Origin of the sequence: Hydrogenophaga electricum (genome assembly GCF_030160815.1) — a bacterium.
In the GTDB taxonomy this organism is placed as follows: domain Bacteria; phylum Pseudomonadota; class Gammaproteobacteria; order Burkholderiales; family Burkholderiaceae_C; genus Hydrogenophaga; species Hydrogenophaga electricum.
Genome location: NZ_BSPB01000019.1, coordinates 21,655 through 45,795, shown reverse-complemented (window position 1 = coordinate 45,795; position 24,141 = coordinate 21,655). Strand labels below are relative to the sequence as shown.

Annotated in this window: 24 protein-coding genes and 1 tRNA gene; 13 read left to right on the top strand and 12 right to left on the bottom strand. The window is 65.8% G+C overall.

Features of this window, described 5'->3' with window-relative positions:
* Window positions 1–54 precede the first annotated feature (54 nt).
* The 5 genes from QQK43_RS12690 to hemW all read left to right on the top strand — a co-directional run bounded on the left by QQK43_RS12690 (window position 55) and on the right by hemW (window position 4,644).
* The gene (locus tag QQK43_RS12690; RefSeq protein WP_284308073.1) at window positions 55–1,062 is read left to right on the top strand and encodes a serine/threonine protein kinase; all 1,008 of its coding nucleotides are present in this window, start codon (window positions 55–57) and stop codon (window positions 1,060–1,062) included.
* Window positions 1,059–1,958: a PP2C family protein-serine/threonine phosphatase gene (locus QQK43_RS12685; protein ID WP_234266841.1), complete on the top strand. Its 900-nt coding sequence runs from the start codon at window positions 1,059–1,061 to the stop codon at window positions 1,956–1,958. Before QQK43_RS12690 ends, QQK43_RS12685 begins: the two co-directional genes overlap by 4 nt.
* Window positions 1,959–2,093: 135 nt before the next feature.
* Window positions 2,094–2,822, top strand: coding sequence for a ribonuclease PH (gene rph / locus QQK43_RS12680; RefSeq protein ID WP_284308072.1), 729 nt, complete (start codon window positions 2,094–2,096; stop codon window positions 2,820–2,822).
* Window positions 2,819–3,427 carry an RdgB/HAM1 family non-canonical purine NTP pyrophosphatase gene (gene rdgB / locus QQK43_RS12675; RefSeq protein ID WP_284308071.1) on the top strand — a complete coding sequence of 203 codons (609 nt, stop codon included), beginning with the start codon at window positions 2,819–2,821 and terminating at the stop codon, window positions 3,425–3,427. Before rph ends, rdgB begins: the two co-directional genes overlap by 4 nt.
* Window positions 3,424–4,644 carry a radical SAM family heme chaperone HemW gene (hemW, locus tag QQK43_RS12670; RefSeq protein ID WP_284308070.1) on the top strand — a complete coding sequence of 407 codons (1,221 nt, stop codon included), beginning with the start codon at window positions 3,424–3,426 and terminating at the stop codon, window positions 4,642–4,644. The genes rdgB and hemW overlap by 4 nt, the downstream gene beginning before the upstream one ends.
* Window positions 4,645–4,656: 12 nt before the next feature.
* Here hemW and QQK43_RS12665 read toward each other — a convergent pair whose 3' ends face one another.
* Genes QQK43_RS12665 through QQK43_RS12655 form a run of 3 tightly spaced genes read right to left on the bottom strand, consistent with a single transcriptional unit; the run spans window position 4,657 to window position 8,839 of the window.
* Window positions 4,657–7,302 (bottom strand): PAS domain S-box protein, encoded by a 2,646-nt coding sequence (locus QQK43_RS12665; protein ID WP_284308069.1) that lies wholly within the window; start codon window positions 7,300–7,302, stop codon window positions 4,657–4,659.
* Entirely contained in the window at window positions 7,302–7,682 is a 381-nt protein-coding gene (locus QQK43_RS12660) for a response regulator (RefSeq protein WP_284308068.1), read from the bottom strand. The genes QQK43_RS12665 and QQK43_RS12660 overlap by 1 nt, the downstream gene beginning before the upstream one ends.
* Complete coding sequence (locus QQK43_RS12655) at window positions 7,679–8,839, bottom strand: sensor histidine kinase (RefSeq protein ID WP_284308067.1); 1,161 nt, start codon at window positions 8,837–8,839, stop codon at window positions 7,679–7,681. The genes QQK43_RS12660 and QQK43_RS12655 overlap by 4 nt, the downstream gene beginning before the upstream one ends.
* On the opposite strand from QQK43_RS12655, the gene QQK43_RS12650 reads away from it, so the two are divergent.
* Window positions 8,784–9,938 (top strand): alpha/beta fold hydrolase, encoded by a 1,155-nt coding sequence (locus tag QQK43_RS12650; RefSeq protein WP_348533531.1) that lies wholly within the window; start codon window positions 8,784–8,786, stop codon window positions 9,936–9,938. The genes QQK43_RS12655 and QQK43_RS12650 overlap by 56 nt on opposite strands.
* A gap of 42 nt (window positions 9,939–9,980) precedes the next feature.
* Here the strand turns inward: QQK43_RS12650 and QQK43_RS12645 are convergent, their stop codons facing one another.
* Window positions 9,981–10,892 (bottom strand): LysR family transcriptional regulator, encoded by a 912-nt coding sequence (locus QQK43_RS12645; RefSeq protein WP_284308066.1) that lies wholly within the window; start codon window positions 10,890–10,892, stop codon window positions 9,981–9,983.
* Between the two features lie 80 nt (window positions 10,893–10,972).
* On the opposite strand from QQK43_RS12645, the gene QQK43_RS12640 reads away from it, so the two are divergent.
* The 6 genes from QQK43_RS12640 (at window position 10,973) to QQK43_RS12615 (ending at window position 15,117) form a co-directional block, all read left to right on the top strand.
* Window positions 10,973–11,695 carry a sulfite exporter TauE/SafE family protein gene (locus tag QQK43_RS12640; protein ID WP_284308065.1) on the top strand — a complete coding sequence of 241 codons (723 nt, stop codon included), beginning with the start codon at window positions 10,973–10,975 and terminating at the stop codon, window positions 11,693–11,695.
* Complete coding sequence (locus tag QQK43_RS12635; protein ID WP_234266828.1) at window positions 11,686–11,985, top strand: hypothetical protein; 300 nt, start codon at window positions 11,686–11,688, stop codon at window positions 11,983–11,985. The genes QQK43_RS12640 and QQK43_RS12635 overlap by 10 nt, the downstream gene beginning before the upstream one ends.
* On the top strand, window positions 11,982–12,389 hold the full coding sequence (locus QQK43_RS12630) for a hypothetical protein (protein WP_234266827.1): 408 nt from the start codon (window positions 11,982–11,984) through the stop codon (window positions 12,387–12,389). The genes QQK43_RS12635 and QQK43_RS12630 overlap by 4 nt, the downstream gene beginning before the upstream one ends.
* A 274-nt stretch (window positions 12,390–12,663) precedes the next feature.
* Window positions 12,664–13,185 (top strand): hypothetical protein, encoded by a 522-nt coding sequence (locus tag QQK43_RS12625; RefSeq protein WP_284308064.1) that lies wholly within the window; start codon window positions 12,664–12,666, stop codon window positions 13,183–13,185.
* Between the two features lie 192 nt (window positions 13,186–13,377).
* Window positions 13,378–13,740 (top strand): hypothetical protein, encoded by a 363-nt coding sequence (locus QQK43_RS12620; RefSeq protein ID WP_284308063.1) that lies wholly within the window; start codon window positions 13,378–13,380, stop codon window positions 13,738–13,740.
* 213 nt (window positions 13,741–13,953) lie between these two features.
* A complete protein-coding gene (locus QQK43_RS12615) occupies window positions 13,954–15,117 on the top strand; it encodes an acyltransferase family protein (RefSeq protein ID WP_284308062.1) in 1,164 nt (387 codons plus the stop codon).
* Window positions 15,118–15,269: 152 nt separating this feature from the next.
* On the opposite strand, the gene QQK43_RS12610 is transcribed toward QQK43_RS12615, so the two are convergent.
* From QQK43_RS12610 to QQK43_RS12575, 8 genes are all read right to left on the bottom strand, one after another.
* Window positions 15,270–15,357, bottom strand: a tRNA-Ser gene (locus QQK43_RS12610).
* 25 nt (window positions 15,358–15,382) lie between these two features.
* On the bottom strand, window positions 15,383–16,057 hold the full coding sequence (ureG, locus tag QQK43_RS12605; RefSeq protein ID WP_284308061.1) for an urease accessory protein UreG: 675 nt from the start codon (window positions 16,055–16,057) through the stop codon (window positions 15,383–15,385).
* A 6-nt stretch (window positions 16,058–16,063) separates the two neighbouring features.
* Complete coding sequence (locus QQK43_RS12600; RefSeq protein WP_284308094.1) at window positions 16,064–16,789, bottom strand: urease accessory protein UreF; 726 nt, start codon at window positions 16,787–16,789, stop codon at window positions 16,064–16,066.
* Window positions 16,776–17,378, bottom strand: a complete 603-nt coding sequence (ureE, locus tag QQK43_RS12595) for an urease accessory protein UreE (RefSeq protein ID WP_234266816.1) — start codon at window positions 17,376–17,378, stop codon at window positions 16,776–16,778. The genes QQK43_RS12600 and ureE overlap by 14 nt, the downstream gene beginning before the upstream one ends.
* Window positions 17,379–17,397: 19 nt before the next feature.
* Window positions 17,398–19,116: an urease subunit alpha gene (gene ureC / locus QQK43_RS12590; RefSeq protein ID WP_284308060.1), complete on the bottom strand. Its 1,719-nt coding sequence runs from the start codon at window positions 19,114–19,116 to the stop codon at window positions 17,398–17,400.
* Between the two features lie 20 nt (window positions 19,117–19,136).
* Window positions 19,137–19,442, bottom strand: a complete 306-nt coding sequence (locus QQK43_RS12585) for an urease subunit beta (RefSeq protein ID WP_284308059.1) — start codon at window positions 19,440–19,442, stop codon at window positions 19,137–19,139.
* A gap of 10 nt (window positions 19,443–19,452) precedes the next feature.
* Window positions 19,453–20,055 carry a HupE/UreJ family protein gene (locus QQK43_RS12580; RefSeq protein ID WP_284308058.1) on the bottom strand — a complete coding sequence of 201 codons (603 nt, stop codon included), beginning with the start codon at window positions 20,053–20,055 and terminating at the stop codon, window positions 19,453–19,455.
* 125 nt (window positions 20,056–20,180) lie between these two features.
* Window positions 20,181–20,483 (bottom strand): urease subunit gamma, encoded by a 303-nt coding sequence (locus tag QQK43_RS12575; RefSeq protein ID WP_234266812.1) that lies wholly within the window; start codon window positions 20,481–20,483, stop codon window positions 20,181–20,183.
* Between the two features lie 112 nt (window positions 20,484–20,595).
* On the opposite strand from QQK43_RS12575, the gene QQK43_RS12570 reads away from it, so the two are divergent.
* Entirely contained in the window at window positions 20,596–24,129 is a 3,534-nt protein-coding gene (locus QQK43_RS12570) for a hybrid sensor histidine kinase/response regulator (RefSeq protein ID WP_440589175.1), read from the top strand.
* The last annotated feature ends 12 nt before the right edge of the window (window positions 24,130–24,141 follow it).

Here is a 24,141-nt window from a genome sequence, read left to right as displayed (position 1 = left end):
GGGGCCCTGAAGTTGAGTGGTCCAAAACGAGGCGTTCCGGAAGCCGTTCAAATTATGTCAAAGGTCAAGCCCGCCCCCTTGCCGCCGGACACCGTGATCGGCGGCTACCGCATTGTCAAGAAACTGGCGGCGGGCGGATTCGGGGTGGTTTATCTGGCCGTGGACACCGAGGGCCAGCAGGTCGCCATCAAGGAATACCTGCCATCGTCGCTGGCTTCCCGCGGGCCTGGTGAACTGCTGCCCCAGGTGCAGCCGGAAAAGCTCTCACTCTACCGGCTGGGGCTCAAGAGCTTTTTTGAAGAAGGGCGCGCGCTGGCGCAGATCTCCCACCAGTCGGTGGTGAGCGTGCTCAACTTCTTTCGCGAGAACGAGACCGTCTACATGGTGATGAACTACCTGGAGGGGGCTTCCCTGCAGGAATTCATCATCACCGCGCGCGAGCTCAAGAAGCAGAAGGTGTTTCGCGAGTCGACCATCCGTTCGCTCTACGACGAGGTGCTGCGTGGCCTGCGCATCGTGCACCAGCACAAGATGCTGCACCTGGACATCAAGCCGGCCAACATCTTCATCACCGACGACAACCGCGCGGTGCTGATCGACTTCGGTGCTGCCCGCGAAGTGCTGAGCAAGGAGGGCAACTTCATCCGTCCGATGTACACGCCCGGTTTTGCCGCGCCCGAGATGTACCGGCGCGACTCGAGCATGGGGCCGTGGACCGACATCTACGCCATCGGCGCCTGCATCTACGCCAGCATGCAGGGCTACCCGCCCAACGATGCGCCTCAGCGGCTGGAAAAAGACCGTCTGTCGCTGGCACTGTCGCGTCTGCGCGGTGTTTATTCCGACAACCTGATCGAGGTGGTCGAATGGTGCATGTCGCTCGATCCGCTGTCCCGCCCGCAGTCGGTGTTTGCCTTGCAGAAGGAACTCAGTCGGGAGACGGAACGCAGCTACACCAAGCTGACAGTGGCTGAAAAGATGCGTCTGCAGTTCGACAACATCGTTTCCGACAACAAACGGTCGGCCCGCAAGACCACCGCCGCAGGGACCCGCTTCAAATGAAGTTTTCGGTCTATCAGATCAGTCGGCAGGGAGGGCGCGAACGCAACGAGGACCGCATGGGGTATGCATATACCCGCGAGTCCGGGCTGTTCGTGCTGGCCGATGGCATGGGGGGCCATCCCGAGGGTGCCATGGCGGCCCAGTTGGCCCTGCAGACCTTTTCGGCCTATTTCCAGAAGGCGGCCAGCCCGACCGTGCGCGAGGTGCCGGACTTCCTCTCCAGCGCGCTGATGGCTGCCCACCACCAGATCATCCGGTACGCTGCGGAAAAAGGCATGCTGGACACCCCGCGCACCACGCTGGTGGCGGCGGTGATGGAACGCAACCACGTGCACTGGATTCACTGCGGTGATTCCCGTCTGTACCTGGTGCGCGAAGGGGAGTTGCTGACCCGCACGCGCGACCATTCCTACATCGAGCAGCAGGCCCACCTGGGTCGTTCCACCGAGCACATCAACCGCAACATCCTCTTCACGTGCCTGGGCTCGCCCGCCAAGCCGGTGTACGACGTCTCCGGTCCGGTGCAACTGCAACAGGGCGACCGGGTGCTGCTGTGTTCGGACGGGCTGTGGAGCACCGTCAAGGATTTCGAGATTGCGGACCAACTGGCCCGGCATCCGCTCGAACACGCTGTGCCTGAGCTGGTCGAAATGGCCCTCAAACGGGGCGGTCCACGTTGCGACAACGTCACCGTGCTGGCGATGGAATGGGAGACGCCCGACGAATTCCAGACCACCCGGGTGTCGACCGAAGACATCGAAGAAGGCGTTTTCGCCTCGACCATCCAGTCGGGCGTGCCCGATCCGTCGGTCGAGGATCTGGATGACGAGGCGATCGAGCGTTCGATTGCCGAAATCAACGAGGCGATCCGGCGCACAGCGGAAAAAAATGCGTAGCGCTCGTCACCTCTGTGACCACCGCACCCCAGGGGTGGCGCGGTCGAGCCGGTGTTGCCGCATTCCGGGCTGAGCGTCCGGCCTGTCGGCCTGACGGCTCATCACCCTGTTCATCACTGATTTCGAGGTTTTCCCATGACTGTTTCCTCCCGGCCTGGCCAACGGGCCGCCAATGCCTTGCGCCCCGTGCGCATCACCCGCGGCTACACGATGCACGCCGAGGGCTCGGTGCTGATCGAATTCGGCCACACCAAGGTGCTGTGTACCGCGTCGGTGGAAGAAAAAGTGCCGCCCCACAAAAAAGGCAGCGGCGAAGGCTGGGTGACGGCCGAATACGGCATGCTGCCGCGCGCCACCCACACCCGCAGCAGCCGCGAAGCCGCCAAGGGCAAGCAGACCGGGCGCACACAGGAAATCCAGCGCCTGATTGGGCGTTCGCTGCGCGCGGTGTTCGACCTCAAAGCCCTGGGCGAGCGCACGATTTCGCTCGACTGTGACGTGCTGCAGGCCGACGGCGGTACGCGCACCGCCAGCATCACCGGCGCTTTCGTGGCGGCCCAGGACGCGGTGAACAAGCTCATCGCCGAAGGCAAGCTGGCAGCGTCGCCGATCAAGGACCACGTGGCCGCGATCTCGGTCGGTATCCTGGACGGGCAACCGTTGCTGGACCTGGAGTACGTGGAAGACTCGGCCTGCGATACCGACATGAACGTGGTCATGACCGGCGCCGGTCACTACGTGGAGGTGCAGGGCACGGCCGAGGGCGTGGCCTTCACCCGCAAGGAAATGGACGCGCTGCTGGCGCTGGCTGAAAAAGGCATTGGCGAACTGATCGGTGCCCAGAAGGCGGCATTGGGCGCATGAAGCTGGTCCTTGCATCCAACAACCCGGGCAAGCTGGCCGAGTTGCAGGCGCTGTTTGCGCCGCTGGGCGTGGAACTGGTGCGGCAGGCCGAACTGGGGATTCCCGAAGCCCCCGAGCCCCACCACACCTTCATCGAAAACGCGCTGGCCAAGGCCCGGCACGCCGCACAAGTGAGCGGTCTGCCGGCGCTGGCCGACGATGCCGGTCTGTGCGTGGAGGCTTTTGGTGGGCAACCCGGGGTCGACACCGCCTACTACGCCACGCGCTTCGGCTACGAGAAGGGTGATACCAACAATGTGCGGGCCTTGCTTGAACAGATGCAGGGCGTGAGCGACCGGCGTGCCGCGCTGGTCAGCACCCTGGTGGCGCTGCGCAGTGCCGACGATCCGGAGCCGCTGGTGGCCACGGGCCGGGCGCCCGGCCTGATCACGCAGGCACCCGTGGGTGAGCAGGGTTTCGGGTTCGACCCGGTCATGTTCCTGCCCGAATTCGGCCAGACGTTTGCGCAATTGCCACCGGCGGTCAAGAACGCCCACAGCCACCGGGGCAAAGCCGCCCAGCAGATGCTTGAGCTGATGCGCACCCGCTGGTTCGCTCAGCCATGAGCGAAACGCCCCACTGGAGCGACGTCCGCCACTGGATGCGCCCCGGCACCTTGCAACTGCAAGGCCTGCCTCCCCTGTCGCTGTATGTGCACCTGCCGTGGTGCCTGAAGAAGTGCCCGTACTGCGACTTCAATTCCCACGAGTGGTCGGCCACGGCCGCCGCCGGGGCACCGCTGCCCGAGCAGGCCTACCTGGATGCCCTGCGCGCCGATCTGGAAGCCGCGCTGCCGCTGATCTGGGGTCGTCCGGTCCACAGCGTGTTCATCGGAGGCGGCACGCCCAGCCTGTTTTCGCCCGAGGCGATCGATCGCCTCTTGGCCGATCTGCGGGCGCGGGTACGGCTCGACGCCGACGCCGAAATCACGCTCGAAGCCAACCCCGGCACGTTCGAGCGCGACCGTTTTCGCGCCTTCCGCCAGGCCGGCGTCACGCGCCTGTCGATCGGGGTGCAGAGCTTCAACGACCGGCACCTGAAGGCCCTGGGTCGCGTGCACGACCGGGCCCAGGCGCTGGCCGCCGTCGAAGAGGCGGCCCAGGCTTTCGACACTTTCAACCTCGACGTGATGTACGCGCTGCCCGGGCAGTCGCTGGCCGAATGCGAGCAGGACATCCGCACCGCGCTGGATTTCCAGCCGCCGCACATCTCCATCTACCACCTGACCATCGAACCGAATACGGTGTTCGCCAAGTTTCCGCCGACCGTGCCGGAGGATGACGACGCCTACGCGATGCTGGACCGCATCACCGAGCGCACCGGCGAAGCCGGGTTGCAGCGCTACGAAGTCTCGGCCTACGCCCGGCCGGGGCATCGCAGCCGCCACAACCTGAACTACTGGCAGTTCGGCGACTACCTGGGGCTGGGCGCCGGAGCGCACAGCAAGCTCAGTTTTGCGCACCGCGTGGTGCGGCAGGTGCGGGCGCGCGAGCCGCGGCTCTACATGGAAAAGGCTCTGGCGGGCGATCCGGTGGTGAGCGTCGACGAGGTGGCGCGGCGCGACCTGCCTTTTGAGTACATGCTCAATGCCCTGCGTCTGCGTGAAGGGTTTCTGCTCACCGATTTCGCGGCCCGCACCGGCCTGCCGCTGTCGAGCCTGGCTGCCCGCCTGCGCGAGGCCGAACAGCGTGGCTGGCTCACCGTACGGGGCGACGAGGTCATGCCCACCGCCCTCGGCTTCGATTTTCTGAGCGACGTGCAGGCACTGTTCCTGCCTGATTGAGACAGCGCTGGGTCAGTCGGCCTGGGGCGGGGTGGGGCTCAGGCGCAGCCGCAGCGTGGCGGTGGTGCCCTGTCCCGGCTTGCTGCTGAGGCCAACCGATCCACCGTGCAGCTCGGCGATTTCCTTGACGATGGAAAGGCCCAGACCGGTGCCTGGAACCCTGCCCGAGGTGTCGGCGCGATAGAAGCGCTCGAACGCGCGCGCCATTTGTGCTGGCGTCATGCCGAGACCTTCGTCGCTGATCCGGATGCGTGCACAGGCCGCCCCCTCGCTCGCATCGGTGTCCACCGTCAGGCGGATCTGGCTGCCCGGGGGCGAGTACTTGAACGCGTTGCTCAGCAGGTTGAGCAACGCACGTTCGATTTTTTCGGTGTCAGCCATGACCTGAAGTGCCAGCGCCCCTTCAACGTGAATGGTGCGACCGGCTTCTTGGTGACCCATGTCGGCCACCGCGTTGTCGATGATGTCACCCAACCGCGTTGGAACGATGTGAAAGTCTTTACCTTGCCGCGCTTCGATGCGCGAAAGGTCGAGCAGTTCCTGAATCAGGTGCGACAGCAATTCGCTCTGGCGGTGCACCGTTTGCAGGAGGTCGCGCCGCTGGTGCTCGGGGTATTCGCGATGCAGCATCAGCTCGGTGAAGCCGAGGATGCTGGCCAGCGGCGTTCTCAGTTCATGCGCTGCGGTGGCCAGGAAGTCGCTCTTGATGCGATCGAGTTCCGTTTGCTGCGTGATGTCCTGGAAGTACAGAATGGTTTCGCCACTGCCGGCCAGATTGCGCCGCACTTCGCGTTGCACCACGCGGGGGTAGGGGTGCGTGAGGATCATGACGTCGCGCAGATTGGCGGTGCCCACCTGCTCGACGGGCCGGTAGGTCTCGGGGTTTTCGCACAGCGAACGGAACCACGCGTCGAATTCCTGGCCATTGCACTGTTCCGGGGGAATGCCGATCATCGCCCGCATGGAAGGATTGGTGGAGGTGAGTTCGCCGTCCTTGTCGAACACCGCAAAACCGTCGGGACTGAGGTGAAAGGCCGCGTTGAGACGTGCGGTGCGCTCGATCAGGCGCTGCTTGACCTCGATCTGGCCTGTGACGTCCTCCATCACATGGATGTAGTGGGTGATGACTCCGGCGTCATTGCGGACAGGTGAAATCGACAGTTTGTTGTGGAAAGGGGCGCCCTCCCGGCGGTGGTGGACGAGCGTGGTCGTGAGCGATCCTCCGCGGTGCATGGTCTCCGCCAGCAGTGCCAGGTCTTCCGGATTGGTGGCTGCGCCGTCAAGGATGGACAGGTCCTGCCCGAGTACATCTTGCGGTGCATAGCCGGTGATCCGGCTGAAGGCGCGATTGGCGTAGACGATGGGATGGGCCAGCTTGCGGGCGTCGCTGATCACGATGCCATTGAGCGCGCAGTCGACCGCGCGGCTGTAGAGCGTCAGGTTCTCGTGATCGAGCTTGCGGTCAGTCAGGTCCCGCACGATGCAGGTGTAGCGGATGTCCGGATCGTTGTTGACTTCGCTGATCAGCACATCCACCGGAAACGCCGTGCCATTGCCGCGCAGGGCCTGGCATTCGATCCGGCAGGTACGGCTCTGGGTGCTGTGAATGAGCGTACCGTTGCGCATCAGTTGCTCCAGTTCCTGAATCCTCAGGCTGGGCAGGATCAGCGTCAGCGGCGCCCCATGCAAGGCCCCTGACGTGGGGCCGAAGATGTGTTCGCTGGCACGGTTGGCGTTGTCGATCAGGCCCTGGGGCGTGACGCTGATGATGGCGTCGGCGGCCGTGTCCAGCACCGCTCGCAGGCGCGACAGTTGCCGTTGTGTGTGGCCGATCTGGAACCCCAGTTCACGCGACGCGGCATTGAGTGCCAGACCCAGCCGCCGCACCTCGCGGCTGCTCCAGGGCACGTGGGCGGTGAGGCCGGGCGACTGAGCGATCTGTGTCGAGAGCTTGGCCAAGGCCATGATCGGCCCGATCGACTTCATGAGGCAGCGCCGAAGGATGAACAGCGCTGCGGTCAGGGCCCCCATGGTCAGCAGCCAACTGGTGAACCACTCGGAGGCAGCGCCCAGCAGCGCGCCTTGGGTGGACACGTGCACTTCGATCCAGCCGTGCTCCAGGTAGTCAGTGGCCGTTGGGATGCTGTCGGGCATATCGGGAACCGCCAACAGCGTGTAAACCGATATGGTGTTGTGGCCGTTGATCTGGGGTGAGGCAGGAGGGGACACACGCTGGCCGCGCGGGAAGAGGCTGCGCACGGTGGCGTTGTCGCGCCGTTCGGACTGGACCTGGAGCCAGCCGTCCGGACGTACCAGACGGACTTCGCGAACACCGGGGAGCGACGCGGTCTCTTCGAGCACACCGGTCAGGGCGGCGAAAGAGATGTCCTCAGGCCGGTTCGGATCGGTGCTGGTGGCCAGGTGCGCCGCCAGGCGCGACGCAGAGGTCGCCCAGGCACGCGCGTCCTGCTGGATGTTGACGCTCAGGCGCTGGTAGGCGTAGAGACTGAGCAGGAGGGTGCAAGCCAGAGTGCACGTGATGACCAGAATGTCGACCTGCGTGCGCAGGCTTTGGCGAGACAACCAGTGGCCCAGGCACTGAAGCTTTCGGATGGCCACATGCCGGGGGCTGGGAATGGCGGTTTTCGATGCAGGCATCAGCGGCATCGCCCGAGCAAGGTGTCGACCGTTTCCAGCAGCTTCAGGGGGCTGAAGGCCTTGGTGAGGTAGGCGTCGCACTGCACCTGCTCACCCAGGGCACGGTCGGTCTGCTGGGCGCGGGCCGTCAGCAGGATGACTTTGGTGTGCGACAGCGCGGGGTCCGCCTTGATCTTCTGGCACACCTGGAAACCATCGAGTTCGCCGGGCATCATCACGTCCAGGAGGATCAGGTGGGGCTTGATGCTCTGCGCCAGGCGCCAGCCATCACCGCCGTTGTCCGTCTCGTGCAGCTCGGCGTCTTCCAGGTGCTCCAGGGTCAACTGGATCAGTTTGCGGATGTCGGGGTGGTCATCGACGATCAGGATGCGGGTGCTCATGTGGGGCTCCGGGGGCGTGAACGGGCGATCAGGCGGGACAGGTCCTGCGCGTAGAGCTGGGCCTGCAACAGATCCAGTTGCTGTGTGTCCTGGTGGCGGGCACCCGTGGGAATTTCCAGCCGCACGTCGATCTCTCCGGGTGTTCCGTCGTAGCGCAACCGCCCCCCGTGCAGCTGCAGGATGCGGTGACTCATGGGCAGCCCGATGCGCAGGGTGGGTTCCTCGGCAGCCGATGCCGGCTCTTCCACCGGACGGAACAGGCCGTGGGCGTAGCGCTCGAGAGCGACACCGGGCAACACACCCAGATTGCGGATGTTGATCAGCAGGTGATGCCCCGCCGAGTGGAAGCGCACACGCACCAAGGCTTTCTCGTCGATGGTGCTGGGTTTGCCGGCGTGCTCGATGGCGTTGCGCAGGCATTCCATCAGCGCGCGCCGGATAAGCCGCTGGCTGCCATAGACCGGGGGCAGATCGACCTTGTCGCCTTCGAGCACGAAGCCGGTACCGGACGCACGGGCCAGCGGGGCCAGTTCCTGGCAGATGTCGCGCACCATGTCCGGCATGACCATGCGGTCGTCGCCGATCAGCACATCGTCGCCAAAAATACCGATCAGGTCGGAGAGCCGGTCGAGCCGCTCACGCAAGACCTGCACGGCCAGGGCCGCCGGGTGGTCATCCAGCAGATTCAGGTCGCGCAGGGCAGAAGCTGTGCTGTCCAGGGGGCCCATGAGTTCGTCTTCCAGCAGGTCCATGATCTGCTGCAGGCTCATCCGTGGAGGCGGTGCGGGTGCGGGTGTGGACAGCTCGTCCGCTGGGGCAGGCGTCTGCAGTACCAGCCGCTCGGTCAGCGCCATGGCCACCAGGCCAGCAATGGGGCGCGGAGCAAAAGTGCAGCGCAACGGCACCATGCCCTCATCCGAGTTCACGTCGATATCGACTTCGACCTGGCGTTGGCCCGCGCCCAGGCTGATGTCGCGAATGAGATTCTTGATCTGCGGATCGCTGGGCAAACTCAGAATCGGGCGTGCCGGTATCTTTTTGGCCGCACGGTTGGCGAAGGCCACCCGTCCTTCAGGCGTGAACAGGACAAGCGCGCTGGAAATGAGGTCCAGGAGGGCCAGCAAAGGATTGCTGGAGGGCGCAGGGCTGACAGTCATGGCGCACTTCGCAAAGCAGCGATATCGACGTTTATCCATCCATCTTGAGCGGTTTTGTCCTTCCTTGAAACGCTGCAGCGCAGCATGCGCTGCCCTTATTTTTGAAGCACTGGAGAGCTTTCAGATGACCCCTTTGGTCTTTGTATCCACCAATGGATTACAGATGGCGGTACAGGTGGCTGAGCCTGTAGGTCCATTGACGGACAGGCCTGCTGTGCTGCTGTTGCACGGCTTTCCGGAATTGGCCCATTCCTGGCGACAACAGATGCATGCGCTCGCGGCAGCCGGCTACCGCGCCATCGCGCCGGATCTGCGCGGCTATGGCGACACCGGCGCACATGGCGAGGTGGCCGACTACCGCATGGCGAATCTGGCGCAGGACGTGCTGGGGCTGCTCGATGCACTGGGTATCGCCAAGGCCGTGGTGGTTGGGCATGACTTCGGCGGCGCACTGGCCTGGACCTTGGCGCGCGATCACGCTGACCGCCTGCACGGCGTGGTGTCGCTGTGCACGCCCTACACCCGGCGCACCGACACCGACCTGGCCGAAACCATGCGCCGCACGCGCGGACCGGACAACTACATGGTGTTCTTCCAGACCCCGGGCGCCGGTGAGGCCTTGTTGACAGCGAACCTCGACACGCTGTTCGACCGCCTGATGCGCCGGCCTGCGATGAGCATCGACGAATTCAACCAGCGTTCTGTGCACGCGCGTGCGTTGCCGGCCGATCTGTTTCTCGGCGTGCCCGAACTCATGGGGGAACGCTTTCTGGACGAGGCCGCCATTGCTCACTACACACAGGCCTTTCGGCGCACCGGTTTCACCGGACCGTTGAACTGGTACCGCAATCTGCCGCGCAACTGGGCCGACACCGAGGGACGGCCCGATCAGGTGACGGTGCCCGCGCTCATGCTGTGCGCAGACCGGGACTGCTTCCTGCCGCCCTCCACGACCCGAGGCATGGAGCACATCGTGCCCGACCTGGAGCGCCACACGGTGAGCGACTGTGGGCACTGGATGCAGCAAGAGCGGCCGGAAGCGGTCAACCGGCTGCTGCTGGACTGGCTGCAGCGCCGCATGCCCACATCGGATCGCTGACACGCGAGCGCGCAGCACCGCGCATACAAACCGGGGAGCGTTTCAGCGGGCCTGGCGCAGCGCGTTCACCAGCGCGCTCACGGCCGGTCGTTCCGCCGACGCCGGCGTCGTGCACACACACAGATGGCGGCGTGCCCAGGCGTCCTGCAGGGGTTGCACGCGCAGGTGTGTGGCGGTGTGGGGGCTGCGCAGCACCGCCCGTTGCGGCAGGATGGCCACACCGGCGCCGGCCGCGACCAGTTCGACCACGGCCTCCAGGGAGCCGACCCGCACGCGGTAGTGTGGCAACCGGCCACCGCGCCGCGCCTGCTGGGCGAGAAAACGGCTCAAGCCACTGTCTTCGGGCAGGCCTACCCAGGGCCGCTCCAACAACTGGTGAAGCGACAAGGCTTTGGCAGAACGCTGGCGCCCGGGAAGCAGGGCGACCAGATCGTCGTCGACCCAGCGATGGCTGGGCAGGCCCTGGGTGTCGACATGGCTGGCGACGATGCCCACATCGCAGGCGCCGCGGCGCAGCGCCTCCAGCACCGCTTCGCTGGGCATGTCCTGCAGGTCCAGGTCGATCGCGCGGTGCCGCGTCAGGAAATCGCCCAGCAGGGGCGGCAGCACCTGCGTGACGGCCGAGGTGTTGCCGTACAGCTTGAGGGTGCCGCGCAGGCCGTCCGCAAAGCGGCTCATGTCGGCATGCAAAGAGGCCATGCCCGAGAGGATGCGGTGCGCATGCTCGGTCAGTGCCAGGCCCGCGTCGGTGAGCGCTGCGCCCGACTTGGTGCGCACCAGCAAGGGTGTGCCCACACGCGCTTCCAGGCCCTTGAGCCGGGTGCTCGCGGCCGCCAGCGAAAGGCCCAGGGTCTGGGCGGCGGCGGTGATGGTGCCGGTGTCGATCACGGCGATGAACAAGCGCAGATCAAACGGGTCCAGGCGGAAGTCGACCGGTCGCATGGGGGGGGGCATCTCGTTCCTTCGGGAAAGCCGAAGGATATGCGCAGGTCTTTGTGATTCACAACCCGGCCGTCGCAACCGACCATGTCGGCATGATTACCTGGGAGTTCATCGCCATCGGCGCGGTCTTTGGGTTGGCCGGCAGCGTCAAAGGGGTGACGGGCATGGGGCTGCCCACTGTGGCCATCAGCCTGCTGGGGCTGTGGATGCCGCTTGGGCAGGCCGCTGCGTTGCTGGTATGGCCATCGCTGGTCACCAATCTGGCGCAATGCTGGGGGCGCGATGCACCGCGGCTGTTGCGTCTGCTGTGGCCGATGGGGCTGCTGCTGGTGGCGGCCGCGGTGGTGACGCCGCCGTTGCCCGCCACCGGGGCGTCGGGGCGAGGGATTCTGGGCGGGGTGTTGCTGGCCTACGGGCTCTGGGGGCTGGTGCGGCCGGCACTGCCTGACCTGTCGCGCCGCCCCTGGTTCTGGGGCATGGCCGCCGGGGCGCTGACCGGTGCCGTGACGGCCTGGACCGGGGTGTTTGTGATGCCCCTGGTGCCCTATCTGCAGGCGCTCAAGCTGGACAAGGAGGCGCTTGTGCAGGCGCTGGGCATGTCTTTCACGGTGGCCACGCTGGCGCTGGCTTGGCGCCTGCACGGCCTGGCCGCTGCCGGTGCCTGGCAATGGCCCAGTGTCTGGGCGCTGTTCGCGGCATGGACGGGGCTTTGGTGCGGCGCCCGTCTGCGCGCGCGGTTGAACGGTAGGGCCTTTCAGCGGGGCGTGTTTCTCAGCTTCGTGTTGCTTGGGGCGATCAATCTGTGGTGGCGTTGAAGCCGGCGAGCCCGGGCGTTTCCACGCCGGCTATCGAACTCGCCGAATGTCTTGAGCGCGCTTACCGGTTGGCCTTGTTGTTGCACGACGGGGCGGTGGCGAGCGACGCGATGGGTAACGCCGATGAGCCCGACGCGCAGAAGTTTGCGGCGCGGGTGCTGTCTGCGGAGTTGGTGACGTTGCTGGACGTTGCGCGGGCCGCACAGGTTCTGGAGGCTGCTCGGGTGGCTGCGCACGATCGGCAGGGCTCTCCACCGCGGTGTTTTCTGGCGGGCCAGAATGGGCCATGAAAACCAGAATCTTCATCACCGTGGTCGCTTTGCTGGGAGGCACGGCAACCTGGGCCCAGGTCCACCGTTGTGCGCAAGCCGACGGCACCGTGGTCTTCCAGGATTTCACCTGCGACGGCCGTCCCTCGCCCGAGAGCCTGCGGGCCGCTGAGGCGCGGCAGGCCCAGGCCCAGCAAGCCGCCGGCCCGCAACGGGAGCAGGAACGTCGCAAGACGGCGCTCCAGGCCGCCCAGAGCAATGCGCATTACCGCCGAACGACCCAGGGCCATGCCCGAAACTGCATGCCTTGGCACCAGATCCGCAACCTGGAAACCTCGGCCAGCAGCGTCACGCTGTCGGACAAAGAGCGCAAAACACTGCGTCAGCAGATAGAGGCCGAGAAGCGCTGCCACCGGTCGAAGTGAAGCGCTTGACGGCCTGATGCCGTCCTCCGCTGAGAGACGGTCGTCCATTGGGCGCGACTGTGCATCAACGCACAAACGCGGCGCTTTTTCGAATCGCCTCTCCCAGATGGGGGATGGACAGTCAGGAGCCTGTTGGCATGATTGACGCTGGAATAGCACGCGACGCGTGGTCGATTCGATGTGTCAGCTGTTTTCCGGAATTGCGAGATTATTCTCTTTGGAGAAAATTTATTTTTGTTCTTAATAGGAGTTTGTGGTGAGGAATCGTGTTTTTTTGTTCCTGATTGTTCTGGCGAGTGCTCTGGCATCGGGGTGTGCATTCAAGACCACACCTTATGGTGTTTCCGTGGCGAATGTCGAGGCCATCAAGTCCGCTGGCATCAAACCCGTGGCTGTTGAGAAGTTTGAATCGTTCAGCCCCGGCCTGACAACATTGATGTGTCGCGGGACAGGGCCAGTCACTGTGGAGCCAAGTTATGAAGCCTATATCGAGAAGGCGCTGATTGACGAACTCAAACTGGCGGGAGTTTACGATGTCGGATCCAAGATCAGAATCAAAGGCCGACTGGATAAGGTGGACTTCAGTTCTGCCATTGGTGGGGGGAAATGGTTTTTCTCTGTGACAGTATCTTCAGAGAGTGATGAGGGTTACAGCACAAGCTCGGAATTTCCATTTGAATCGAGCTTTGTGGGTGATCGTGCCTGTCAGGAGGTTGCACAGGCATTTGTGCCTGCCGTGCAACGGCTGATCAAGGATGTGGTGAGTGACGCTCGTTTCAAGAAGCTGGCTCAATAAAGAATCCCCGTTGCCGGAGCCCGGTTGTGATCAACTGGGTCTAAAAAAAATTCAGGAGGAAACGTGAATGCATGTCATAAAACTCTCTTGGCGGTCTTGGTCACCATATTGACTGCTTGTGGTGGCGGAGGTGGTGGCGAGGCTGCGCCAAGCCTGAGGCAGTACGCAGGTCTGTGGAAGAGCCCCTGTTTCGTGATCAACAACAGCCTCTCGGGTCAGACGGTGTTGCGTATCAAGGACGGAACGGCATCAGGCAATGCGCTGAGGGGCTCCTGGGAAAGCTCGCTCTATCCCAATACCCAGTGCTCCGGTGCTGCTTCGGGCACCGAGTGGTACTACCTGGATGGCACGGCGAAAGGCACCAGGGAGACGTCGGCCGGGTTGGCCAACAAGGTGGAATGGGGATTTTCGAGCCCGAATGTCGGGACACCACCATCTCCATATGGTCAACTGATGGTTCTCAAAGACGGGCTTCTTTATTTGGGTGACCGGTCCCACATTGCCGACGATGGGTATCCTTCCGACGTGGATCTATCGATCGCCTGGACCCGCTGAGGGGCGGCCATCGGGTAGCCCTTGAGGCGGCAGGGAGGAGCAGGGGCTGCCTGCCCGCAGGGTGTCAGATGCGGGGGGCGGCAGGCTGTCGCGCACGGGGCTTGCCTGGGATTCCTCTTTCCCGTTTGAAGCCATTCGGTGTGTTAGATTGCGCGATTTCTTATATTCATAAGCAATCAGGGCAAGCCGATGCAGTGGTGATGCCCGCGTGGCATGGCATTCAATTTCGCGTTGCATGGCGTCAGGGGCATGGCCGCCATCCTGGTGCTGCTGTTTCATTCGGCCAGTCCATTTCCGGGCTTGGTCCAGTTCCTGAGTGATGTGCCGGTGTTAGGCGCCCGCTGGGATCTTTCGTTTCTCGTTCGCACGGGCTGGATCGGTGTGGACTGGTTCTTTGTGCTGTCGGGTTTCGTGCTCGCTGGCACTTTGTGGGCAAAGTCCCTGAGCCCGGGCGAAGTGTTGCGCTTCTGGTGGCGCCGGAGCGTGCGCATTTTCCCGGCGCTGTGGCTGCAGTTGCTGACCCTGGTCCCCCTGCTGTATGCCCTCGGGCTCATGGCCAGTATCGACTGGACCCAGGTTTTCGGCAACGCCGTCCTGTGGCTTCGCCCCTTGCCGTGGGGGTACCGCAGTCTGAACGGGGTGTATTGGACGCTGGTGGTCGAGTTCTCGTTCTACCTGCTGCTGCCCTGGCTGCTGATGCTGCTGCGCCGCACCCACATCCTGCTGTTGCTGGCCTTGGTGGTGGGGGCCCAACTGCTGGGCCAGTTCGGGCGCGCCTTGGTGCCGCATGTGGAGTATCTGTACCAGTTCCTGCGGTATGTGTTTCCATTCCTGGCGGGTTTGCAAGTGGCCTTCATTGCCGGCGTTTCGCTGCACTTGCTGGCAAAGCCGTGGCCCGAACGGCAGCGGCAGATGCTACTGGCGGTGCTGGTGCTGGTCTACCTCGCGATGCTGTGGGGACTGAACCATTTCCACAGTGCGATTCCCCGGGGGCACTGGTCGCCGCTGGTCTGGCGGATGGTGATGGCCCTGATCATCGCGGCCATTCTCTGGACCCTGCTGGCGCCCATGCGCGGCACGGGCTGGCTGGCCTCGCGGCCCATGGTCTGGCTGGGGGACATCAGCTACGGCATCTACCTGTGGCACCTGCCTGTGCAGACCGTCACCGCCAAGCTGTGGCCCGACATGTGGACCACACCGCTGGCCAGCGTGGGTGGCCTGCTGTTGACCACGATGGTGACGCTGTTGCTGGCCTCGGTGAGCTATCACGCGGTGGAGCGCCCGCTCATGCGCCGGTTTTCCGGCAAGCGTCAAATGGTCGTGTCACCCGCCCGGCCTGCACCGCCCGATGCGCTCGTGGCGAGGTCGGTCCAATGAAGATGATCAGGGACGGGGCCGATGGCGCTGCACCGGCGCAGGGAACGGTGGTTGCCGCCCTGAGGGCCTTCAGGCCATCGATATTTTGGGGCGGGAGGGACGGCGGGCAGAAACGAAAAAGCGGCCTGGAGGCCGCTGGTTTCCTGCTGTTCTGGCGGAAGGGGTGGGATTCGAACCCACGGACGGTTGCCCGTCGCCGGTTTTCAAGACCGGTGCAATCGACCACTCTGCCACCCTTCCTGAGCGCATCTGTCGATCGGGGATTCTAGCTTGACGCGTTCTGCGGGGCGGCGGTGAGCATGCCGCGCTTTTCGATGAAGCGCACCACCTCGTCGACGCCGGCCAGGGTCTTGAGGTTGGTCATCACCCAGGGGCGGCGCTCGGTGTCCGGGCGCATGCGCGCCGTGTCCTGTTTCATCACGTCCAGATTGGCGCCGACGTGCGGGGCCAGGTCGGTCTTGTTGATGACGAACAGATCGCTCTTGGTGATGCCGGGGCCGCCTTTGCGCGGAATCTTTTCGCCGGCCGCCACGTCGATCACGTAGATGGTGAGGTCGCTCAACTCCGGGCTGAAGGTGGCGGCGAGGTTGTCGCCCCCGCTTTCGACGAAGACGATGTCGGCATCGGGGAAGTCGCCCAGCATGCGGTCGATGGCTTCGAGATTGATCGAGCAGTCCTCGCGGATGGCGGTGTGCGGGCAGCCGCCGGTTTCCACGCCCATGATGCGTTCGGCGGGCAGCGCGCCGCTCACGGTGAGCAGGCGCTGGTCTTCCTTGGTGTAGATGTCGTTGGTGATGGCGACCAGGTCGTAGCGCTCGCGCATGGTCTTGCACAGCATTTCGAGCAGGGTGGTCTTGCCGGAGCCGACGGGGCCGCCAATGCCCACGCGCAGGGGGGGCAGGTTCTTGGTGCGGTTCGGGATGTGGTGCAGCGCGTTCATGGCAGGTCAGGACCGGAACAGTCGGGAGTATTGGGTTTCGTGGCGGGCCGAGAGGATGGCCAGCATGGGGGTGAAGGCCTGGCGTTGTTCGTCGGGCAGGGCGATGGCGTGCTCGACGGCAGCCGGGATCTCGCCCACCAGACGGGCCAGCATGCGTTGGCCGGCCCCCTGGCCGAGCGGGACCGACTTGATGGCCGCCTGGACCATGTTCTCTGCCCAGCCGAAGGCGAAGCCGGTGAGGCTCTGGGGCAGGGGGGCGCCCGTGGCTGCGGCGGCGCAGGCCATGGCCACCGGGTAGGTGGGCGGCGCCAGACGGGCCTGCAGCAGGCTGTCCGTGATGCCCTGGCCCAGCGCGCCCAGCGAGCGGGCCCATTCCAGCAGCGACCGGCCCATCTGTTCGGTCTGCAGGCGTAGCTCCTGCGTTTCGCGCGTGGTCAGCACCCAGTCGTTGAGCGCGCGAATGCGCTCCAGATCGTGCGCCTGCCAGGCGGCGAAAGCCTGGGCAAAGACGGGCAGGTCGCTGCGGGCCTGGCCCAGGTGGAGCTGGTCGACCAGCCATTGGGCCGCGCTGTGCTCGTCGGTCACCAGGCCCGCGTCGATGGCCGCTTCGAGGCCCTCGGAATACGAGAACCCGCCCACCGGCAGCGCCGGCGAGGCCAGCCAGAGGGTGTGCAGCAGCCCTGCGGGCGGGGGAACGGGAGCGATGGCGCTGGTGGACTCAGCCGTGGTCATGATCGTGGGAATGCCCAGGGCCGTGACCCTGTCCGTGGCTGTGCTCATGCCCATGGTGGTGGTCGTGCGCGTGCCCGTGGTCATGCCCATGGCTGTGGCCTGCGTGGCCGCCATGCCCGGCGGCATAGGCGCCGCCTTCGGGTTCGAACGGCTCGCGCACCTCGACCACGTTCAGGTGCATGGCGCGCAGCATGTCGGCCAGCACATGGTCGGGCTCGATCTTCAGATGATCGGGCCGCAGTTCGATGGGCACATGGCGGTTGCCCAGGTGGTAGGCCGCACGCATGAGGTCGAACGCCGGGTCGTGATCGTGTCCGTGGTGGTGGTCGGTGCAGGCGGTGATGCGCAGCACCGGTTGCGGCGCCGCGACCACCCGCAGCAGCGATCCGTCCTGCGTGACCAGCACGTCGCCGCCGCGCACCACGGTGCCGCGCGGCAGGAACACGCCGACACGGCGCCCCTCGGACGATTCGGCGTCGAAGCGGCTTTTCTGGCGCACATCCCAGTCCAGCGTGACCGTGGCTGCGCGGCGCACGAGCACGGCCGCGAGGCCTTGGGCCTGAGGGATGAGCTTGGAGACTTGTTGCATGGATGTCCCTGTTTTGCTATCAAAACAGGAAGTATCGCTGGGCCATGGGAAGTTTGCTGGCGGGCTCGCAGGTCAGCAGCACGCCGTCGGCGCGCACGGTGTAGCGCTGGGCGTCGATCTCCATCTTGGGCAGGTAGCTGTTGTGCACCATGCTGGCCTTGGTGACGCTGCGGCAGTTCTGCACCGCCACCGTGGTCTTGGCCAGGCCGTAGCGTTGCGCCACGCCGGTCGCCTGCGCGGCAGGCGACACGAAGGTGAGGCTGCCCTTGGCCAATGCGCCGCCGAAGGCACCGAACTGCGGGCGGTAGTGCACCGGCTGCGGCGTGGGGATGGAGGCGTTCGGGTCGCCCATGGCGGCCAGCGCGATGCTGCCGCCCTTGAGCACCAGCGCCGGCTTGACGCCGAAAAACGCGGGCTTCCAGATCACCAGGTCGGCCCACTTGCCGACTTCGAGCGAGCCGACGATGTGCGACATGCCGTGCGCGATGGCCGGGTTGATCGTGTACTTGGCGATGTAGCGCTTGACGCGGAAGTTGTCGTTGCGGCTGCTGTCTTCGGGCAACGCGCCACGCTGGTTCTTCATCTTGTCGGCCGTTTGCCAGGTGCGGATCACCACCTCGCCGACGCGGCCCATGGCCTGGCTGTCGCTGCTCATGATGCTGATGGCACCCAGGTCGTGCAGGATGTCTTCGGCGGCGATGGTTTCGCGGCGGATGCGGCTCTCGGCAAAGGCCAGGTCTTCGGGAATGCCGGCGTCCAGGTGGTGGCAGACCATCAGCATGTCGACGTGTTCGTCGAGCGTGTTGACGGTGTAGGGCATGGTCGGGTTGGTGGACGAAGGCAGGAAGTTGGCCTCGCCGACCACGCGGATGATGTCGGGCGCGTGGCCGCCGCCAGCCCCTTCGGTGTGGAAGGCGCACAGCGTGCGGCCTTTGGTGGCCGCGATGGTGTCTTCGACGAAGCCCGATTCGTTGAGCGTGTCGGAGTGGATCGCGACCTGGGTGTCGGTTTCTTCGGCCACGTCCAGGCAGTTGCTGATGGCGCTGGGCGTGGTGCCCCAGTCTTCGTGCAGCTTCAGACCGATCACGCCGGCATCGATCTGCTCGCGCAGCGGTGCGGGCTGGCTGGCGTTGCCCTTGCCCAGAAAGCCCAGGTTCATCGGCAGGCCGTCGGCCGCCTGCAGCATGCGCTCAATGTGCCAGGGGCCGGGCGTACAGGTGGTGGCAAAGGTGCCGGTGGCCGGGCCGGTGCCGCCGCCGAGCATGGTGGTCACGCCCGAGGCCAGGGCTTCGTCCACCTGCTGCGGGCAGATGAAGTGGATGTGGCTGTCGATGCCGCCGGCGGTGACGATGTTGCCTTCGCAACTGATGATTTCGGTCCCCGGGCCGATGACGATGTCGACCCCCGGTTGGGTATCGGGGTTGCCGGCCTTGCCGATGGCGACGATGCGGCCGTCCTTGAGACCGATGTCGGCCTTGACGATGCCCCAGTGGTCGACGATGAGCGCGTTGGTGAGCACGGTGTCGACAGCGCCTTCGGCGCGCGTGCGCTGGCTTTGCGCCATGCCGTCGCGGATGGTCTTGCCGCCGCCGAATTTCACTTCCTCACCGTAGCCGCCGGCGGCCAGGGTGTAGTCCTTCTCGACCTCGATCAGCAGGCCGGTGTCGGCCAGGCGCACGCGGTCGCCGACGGTGGGGCCGAACATGTCGGCGTAAGCGCGTTTGGGAATGCTGGCCATGTCAGGGCTTTCCTTGGAAATCAGAGCTTGCCTTGCGTCAGGCCACGGAAGCCGTACACGATGCGGTCGCCCGCGAAGTCCACCAGTTCGACGGTGCGCTGTTGCCCGGGCTCGAAGCGCACCGCGGTGCCGCTGGCGATGTTCAGCCGCTTGCCCTGCGCGGCGCTGCGGTCAAAGGCCAGCGCAGCATTGGTCTCGGCAAAGTGGTAGTGCGAGCCGACCTGCACCGGGCGGTCTGCGGTGTTCTTCACCACCAATGTCAGCCCGGCACGGCCGGGGTTGAGGGCATGGTCGCCGTCGTCAACAAGGAGTTCGCCGGGAATCATGGGGATGTCCTCAGGCGGCCAACTGGCTGAACAGGTAGACGCCAGCGGCGCTGAGCGCGGCGCCCAGGCTGCCCAGCGCCAGACCACTGCGCCGGCCCAGCCAGCGCTTGATCGCCAGGCCGATGCCAACGCCGCCGATGTGCAGCACGGCCGTGGTCAGCAGGAAGCCGAGCGCGTAGCCGGCAAAGCCGGTCTCGGGCGTTTCGGCACCGTGGGCCAGGCCGTGCAGCGACGCGGCCGCAGCGATCAGGCCCAGACCCAGGGCGGGCGGCAGGGGCCTGGCCGCCAGGATCAGCATGGCGCCGAACATCACCACGCTCAGCGAGATGGCGTGTTCCAGGTAGGGCACGGTCAGGCCCATCATGCCCAGCACGGCGCTGGCCACCAGGGCCAGCAGGAAGGTGGCCGGGCCCTGCCAGGCCTTGTTCGCGGGCAGGGCCGAGACGGACCAGATGCCCACGGCGACCATGGCCAGCAGGTGGTCGGGACCGAAGGGGTGGACCAGGCCTTCCAGGAGGCTGCTGGTGCCGTGGCCGGTGTGGGCCTGGGCGGCGAGGGCGGTGGTACCGAGCGCGGTGGATAGGAGGGTTTTGACGAGTGTTGTGTGTTTCATGAAGGTCCTCGGCAGAGAAGGCGGTGGCACGAAGTGTCCGGGTCAAGGATGCGGTGGAACCGGCTTTGCCGGGCCACTCGCATCGCCCCCTTGGGGGGTGACGGGCGAAGCCCGGCGCGGGGGGGTCAACTGATCGGCGTGTGGACAGTGACGAGCTTGGTGCCGTCGGGGAAGGTGGCTTCGACCTGGATGTCCGGGATCATCTCGGGCACGCCCTCCATCACGTCGTCGCGCGTCAGCACGGTGCGGCCCTCGCTCATGAGCTGGGCCACGGTCTTGCCGTCGCGGGCGCCTTCCATCACGGCGGCGGTGATCAGCGCGATGGCTTCGGGGTAGTTGAGCTTGAGGCCGCGGGCCTGGCGCCGCTCGGCCAGCAGGGCGGCGGTGAAGATCAGCAGCTTGTCTTTTTCGCGAGGGGTCAGTTCCATGGCGGTCGGCGGGGAAAAGGGCGTCGGGTGACCAAAGGCTGTCGATTCAGCAAATACTGTGCCTGCAAGGCACCTTGTTGGTGCGTGGCACAAAATCTGCAGCATTTTCGAGGTGAACACCTCTGCTGAAAACGCCCATACGCCCTTGCCCGCGCCGGTGGACGCGCCGCAGCGCATCATCAAGGTGCGCCGCGACTACAACAGTTGGGTGGCCAGCGAAACCATGGAGGACTACGCGCTGCGCTACACGCCGCAGCGTTTCCGCAAGTGGAGCGAATGGCGCGTGGCGAACACGGCTTTCGGCGTGGCCTCGTTCCTCATCCTCGAAGCGGTGGGCGCCACGCTGCTGGTGCAGTACGGCTTCATCAACGCCTTCTGGGCCATTCTGGCCACGGGGCTCATCATCTTCCTGGCCGGCCTGCCCATCAGTGTGTACGCCGCGCGCTACGGGGTCGACATGGATCTGCTCACGCGTGGCGCGGGCTTCGGGTACATCGGCTCGACGATCACCTCGCTGATCTACGCCACCTTCACTTTCATCTTCTTCGCGCTGGAGGCGGCGGTCATGGCCTACGCGCTGGAGCTGGCGCTGGACATTCCGCCCGCCTGGGGTTACCTGATCTGCGCCGTGGTGGTGATTCCGCTGGTCACGCACGGGGTGTCGGCCATCAGCCGCTTCCAGGTGTGGACGCAGCCGCTGTGGCTGGTGATGATGACCGTGCCGTTCGCGGCCGTGCTGATCATGGACCCGGGGGCTTTTGCCGGCATCGTGCACTACGGTGGTGAATTCGGGGTGGGTGAAGATTTCCGTTGGAACCTTTTTGGTGCAGCGCTCACCGTCGGTATCGCGCTCATCACGCAGATGGGCGAACAGGCCGACTACCTGCGTTTCATGCCGGCCCCCCGGCCGGGCCAGCACTGGCGCTGGTGGGCCGGGGTGCTGGCCGGCGGGCCGGGCTGGGTGATCCTGGGCGTGCTCAAGATGCTGGGAGGCGCGCTGCTGGCCTGGCTGGCGCTGTCGCACATGGTCTCGCCCGAACACGCGGTGGACCCGAACCAGATGTACCTGGCGGCCTACGAATACGTGCTGCCCTACGGCTGGGCGGTGGCGGCCACGGCGCTGTTCGTGGTGGTCTCGCAGCTCAAGATCAACGTCACCAACGCCTACGCCGGCTCGCTGGCCTGGAGCAACTTCTTTTCGCGCCTGACGCACAGCCACCCGGGCCGGGTGGTCTGGGTGGTGTTCAACACGCTGATCGCCTTCATGCTGATGGAGATGAACGTGTTCCAGGCGCTGGGCGAGGTGCTCGGGCTCTACAGCAACCTCGCCATCGCCTGGATCATGGCCGTGGTGGCCGACCTGGTCATCAACAAGCCGCTGGGCTGGAGCCCCAAGGGCATCGAGTTCAAGCGCGCCTACCTCTACGACATCAACCCCGTGGGCGTCGGGGCGATGGTGCTGGCCTCGCTGCTGTCGGTGGCGGCCTACCTGGGGTTGATGGGGGCGATGGCGCAGGCGTTTTCGGCGGTGATCGCGATGGTGACCGCGCTGGTGACGGCGCCGCTGATCGCGTGGGCGACGAAGGGGCGCTACTACATCGCCAGAGGAGAGGGCCCCCACGCTCCGACCTCCATCGAGGAGGGCGGCTATCGGCGGCTGGGCGTGCTGAAGTGCGTGATTTGTGAACGGGACTACGAAGGCCCCGACATGGCGCACTGCCCGGCCTACCAGGGCGCCATCTGCTCGCTGTGCTGTTCGCTCGACGCGCGCTGCGGCGACCTGTGCAAACCCCACGCGCGCCTCTCGGTGCAGTGGCAGGGGGCGCTGCGCATGCTGCTGCCGCAGCGCGTGTGGCCGTACCTGCGCGCCGGGCTGGCGCACTACCTGCTGATCATGCTGGTGATGGCGCCGCTGCTGGCGGCCGTGCTGGCCCTGCTGTACCGCCAGCAGACGCAGGCGCTGGAGACCCAGGCGGTGGCCGGCCTGGTCGACGCCGCGCTGCGCGCCGGCTTTCTGCATGTGTACGCGGTGCTGCTGCTGATCGCGGGCATCGTGGCCTGGTGGCTGGTGCTGGCGCACAAGAGCCGCGAGGTGGCGCAGGAAGAGTCGAACCGCCAGACCCGATTGCTGATGCAGGAGATCGAGTCGCACCGCCGCACCGACGAGGCCCTGCAGCAGGCGCGCCGCGCCGCCGAGCAGGCCAACCAGGCCAAGAGCCGCTACATCAGCACCATCAGCCACGAGTTGCGCACGCCGCTCAACAGCATCCTTGGCTACGCCCAGTTGCTGCAGGAAGACACCGATCTGCCGCAGCACCAGGCACAGGCCATCCGCGTCATTCACCGCGGGGGCGAGCACCTGCTCTCGCTCATCGACGGCACGCTCGACATCGCCCGCATCGAGTCGGGCCGGCTGGCGCTGGACGTGCGCCCCATGGCCTTTGCCGACGTGGTTCGCGAGGTGGCCAGCATGTTCGAGCTGCAGGCTGCCGCCAAGGGCTTGCGCTTCGTGTTCGACGCGCCGGCCGACCTGCCGCTGGCGGTGCGGGCCGACGAAAAGCGCCTGCGCCAGATCCTCATCAACCTGCTGGGCAACGCGGTGAAGTTCACCGGCCTGGGCGAGGTGCGCCTGCGCGTGCGCCATGCGCGCGAGATGGCGCATTTCGAGGTGCACGACACCGGCCCGGGCATGAGCGCGGCCGACATGGAACGCATCTTCGAGCCCTTCGCGCGCGGGCAGGGCGCGGTGGCCGCGGCCGGGCCCGAGGGCGGGACCGGGCTGGGCCTGACCATCGCCAAGATGCTCACCGACCTCATGGGCGGCGAGATGACGGTGCGCAGCCAACCCGGCGCGGGCACCGTGTTCACCGTGCGACTGTTCCTGCCGGCGCTGCAGGGCGTGGCGGCGCGGCGCGTGCGCCCCACGCTGCCGGTCACCGGGTATGCCGGCGCGCGCCGCCGGGTGCTGGTGGTCGACAACGAAGAAAGCGACCGCGAACTGCTGGCCAACTGGTTGCGCCCGCTCGGGTTCGAGGTGATGCTGGCCACCAACGGCCACGACGCACTGGCCCTGCTGGAGGGCGTGCAGCCCGGCGGTGCCCAGGCGCCCGACGCGATCTTCATGGACCTGGCCATGCCCGGCATCGACGGCTGGGAAACGCTGCGCCGTCTGCGCGCCGGTGGCTGGGGTGCGGTGCCCACCGCCATCGTGTCGGCCAACGCCTTCGACAAAGGTCTGCAGGCCGAAACCGAAGAGGCGGCACCCACTGACTTTTTCGTCAAACCCGTGCGGCGCGACGACCTGCTGCTCTGGCTGGGCCAGCAGTTGCGGCTGGAATGGCAGCACCCGGTGCAGGCCGAGGCGCCTGCGCCCACACCCGTTCCCGCCCGCGCGCCGCTGGCGTCCGAAGCGCCGGCCTGGGCCGCAGGCGACGCCCAGGCCCTGCTGCCGCTGCTCGATCTGGTGCGCCTGGGCTACTACAAAGGCATCGTGCAATGGCTGGACGACTGGGTGCGCCAGCACCCCGAGCAAGCCGATTTCGCGCAGGGCATCCGCACCATGGCGCGCGAATTCCGCTTCGAAGCCATCGAGCAGCGCCTGCTGCAGGCGGGCGTACCATCGCGCCTGCCGACCGAACCGAGCTGACCCCATGGCCGC

Excerpts from the sequence above, each read along its gene's own strand:
- QQK43_RS12690 (WP_284308073.1), top strand. The coding sequence starts at position 55 with ATGTCAAAGGTCAAGCCCGCCCCCTTGCCGCCGGACACCGTGATCGGC.
- QQK43_RS12685 (WP_234266841.1), top strand. The coding sequence starts at position 1,059 with ATGAAGTTTTCGGTCTATCAGATCAGTCGGCAGGGAGGGCGCGAACGC.
- rph (WP_284308072.1), top strand. The coding sequence starts at position 2,094 with ATGACTGTTTCCTCCCGGCCTGGCCAACGGGCCGCCAATGCCTTGCGC.
- rdgB (WP_284308071.1), top strand. The coding sequence starts at position 2,819 with ATGAAGCTGGTCCTTGCATCCAACAACCCGGGCAAGCTGGCCGAGTTG.
- hemW (WP_284308070.1), top strand. The coding sequence starts at position 3,424 with ATGAGCGAAACGCCCCACTGGAGCGACGTCCGCCACTGGATGCGCCCC.
- QQK43_RS12665 (WP_284308069.1), bottom strand. The coding sequence starts at position 7,302 with ATGCCTGCATCGAAAACCGCCATTCCCAGCCCCCGGCATGTGGCCATC.
- QQK43_RS12660 (WP_284308068.1), bottom strand. The coding sequence starts at position 7,682 with ATGAGCACCCGCATCCTGATCGTCGATGACCACCCCGACATCCGCAAA.
- QQK43_RS12650 (WP_348533531.1), top strand. The coding sequence starts at position 8,784 with ATGAGGTCCAGGAGGGCCAGCAAAGGATTGCTGGAGGGCGCAGGGCTG.
- QQK43_RS12655 (WP_284308067.1), bottom strand. The coding sequence starts at position 8,839 with ATGACTGTCAGCCCTGCGCCCTCCAGCAATCCTTTGCTGGCCCTCCTG.
- QQK43_RS12645 (WP_284308066.1), bottom strand. The coding sequence starts at position 10,892 with ATGCCCCCCCCCATGCGACCGGTCGACTTCCGCCTGGACCCGTTTGAT.
- QQK43_RS12640 (WP_284308065.1), top strand. The coding sequence starts at position 10,973 with ATGATTACCTGGGAGTTCATCGCCATCGGCGCGGTCTTTGGGTTGGCC.
- QQK43_RS12630 (WP_234266827.1), top strand. The coding sequence starts at position 11,982 with ATGAAAACCAGAATCTTCATCACCGTGGTCGCTTTGCTGGGAGGCACG.
- QQK43_RS12615 (WP_284308062.1), top strand. The coding sequence starts at position 13,954 with ATGGCATTCAATTTCGCGTTGCATGGCGTCAGGGGCATGGCCGCCATC.
- ureG (WP_284308061.1), bottom strand. The coding sequence starts at position 16,057 with ATGAACGCGCTGCACCACATCCCGAACCGCACCAAGAACCTGCCCCCC.
- QQK43_RS12600 (WP_284308094.1), bottom strand. The coding sequence starts at position 16,789 with ATGACCACGGCTGAGTCCACCAGCGCCATCGCTCCCGTTCCCCCGCCC.
- ureE (WP_234266816.1), bottom strand. The coding sequence starts at position 17,378 with ATGCAACAAGTCTCCAAGCTCATCCCTCAGGCCCAAGGCCTCGCGGCC.
- ureC (WP_284308060.1), bottom strand. The coding sequence starts at position 19,116 with ATGGCCAGCATTCCCAAACGCGCTTACGCCGACATGTTCGGCCCCACC.
- QQK43_RS12585 (WP_284308059.1), bottom strand. The coding sequence starts at position 19,442 with ATGATTCCCGGCGAACTCCTTGTTGACGACGGCGACCATGCCCTCAAC.
- QQK43_RS12580 (WP_284308058.1), bottom strand. The coding sequence starts at position 20,055 with ATGAAACACACAACACTCGTCAAAACCCTCCTATCCACCGCGCTCGGT.
- QQK43_RS12575 (WP_234266812.1), bottom strand. The coding sequence starts at position 20,483 with ATGGAACTGACCCCTCGCGAAAAAGACAAGCTGCTGATCTTCACCGCC.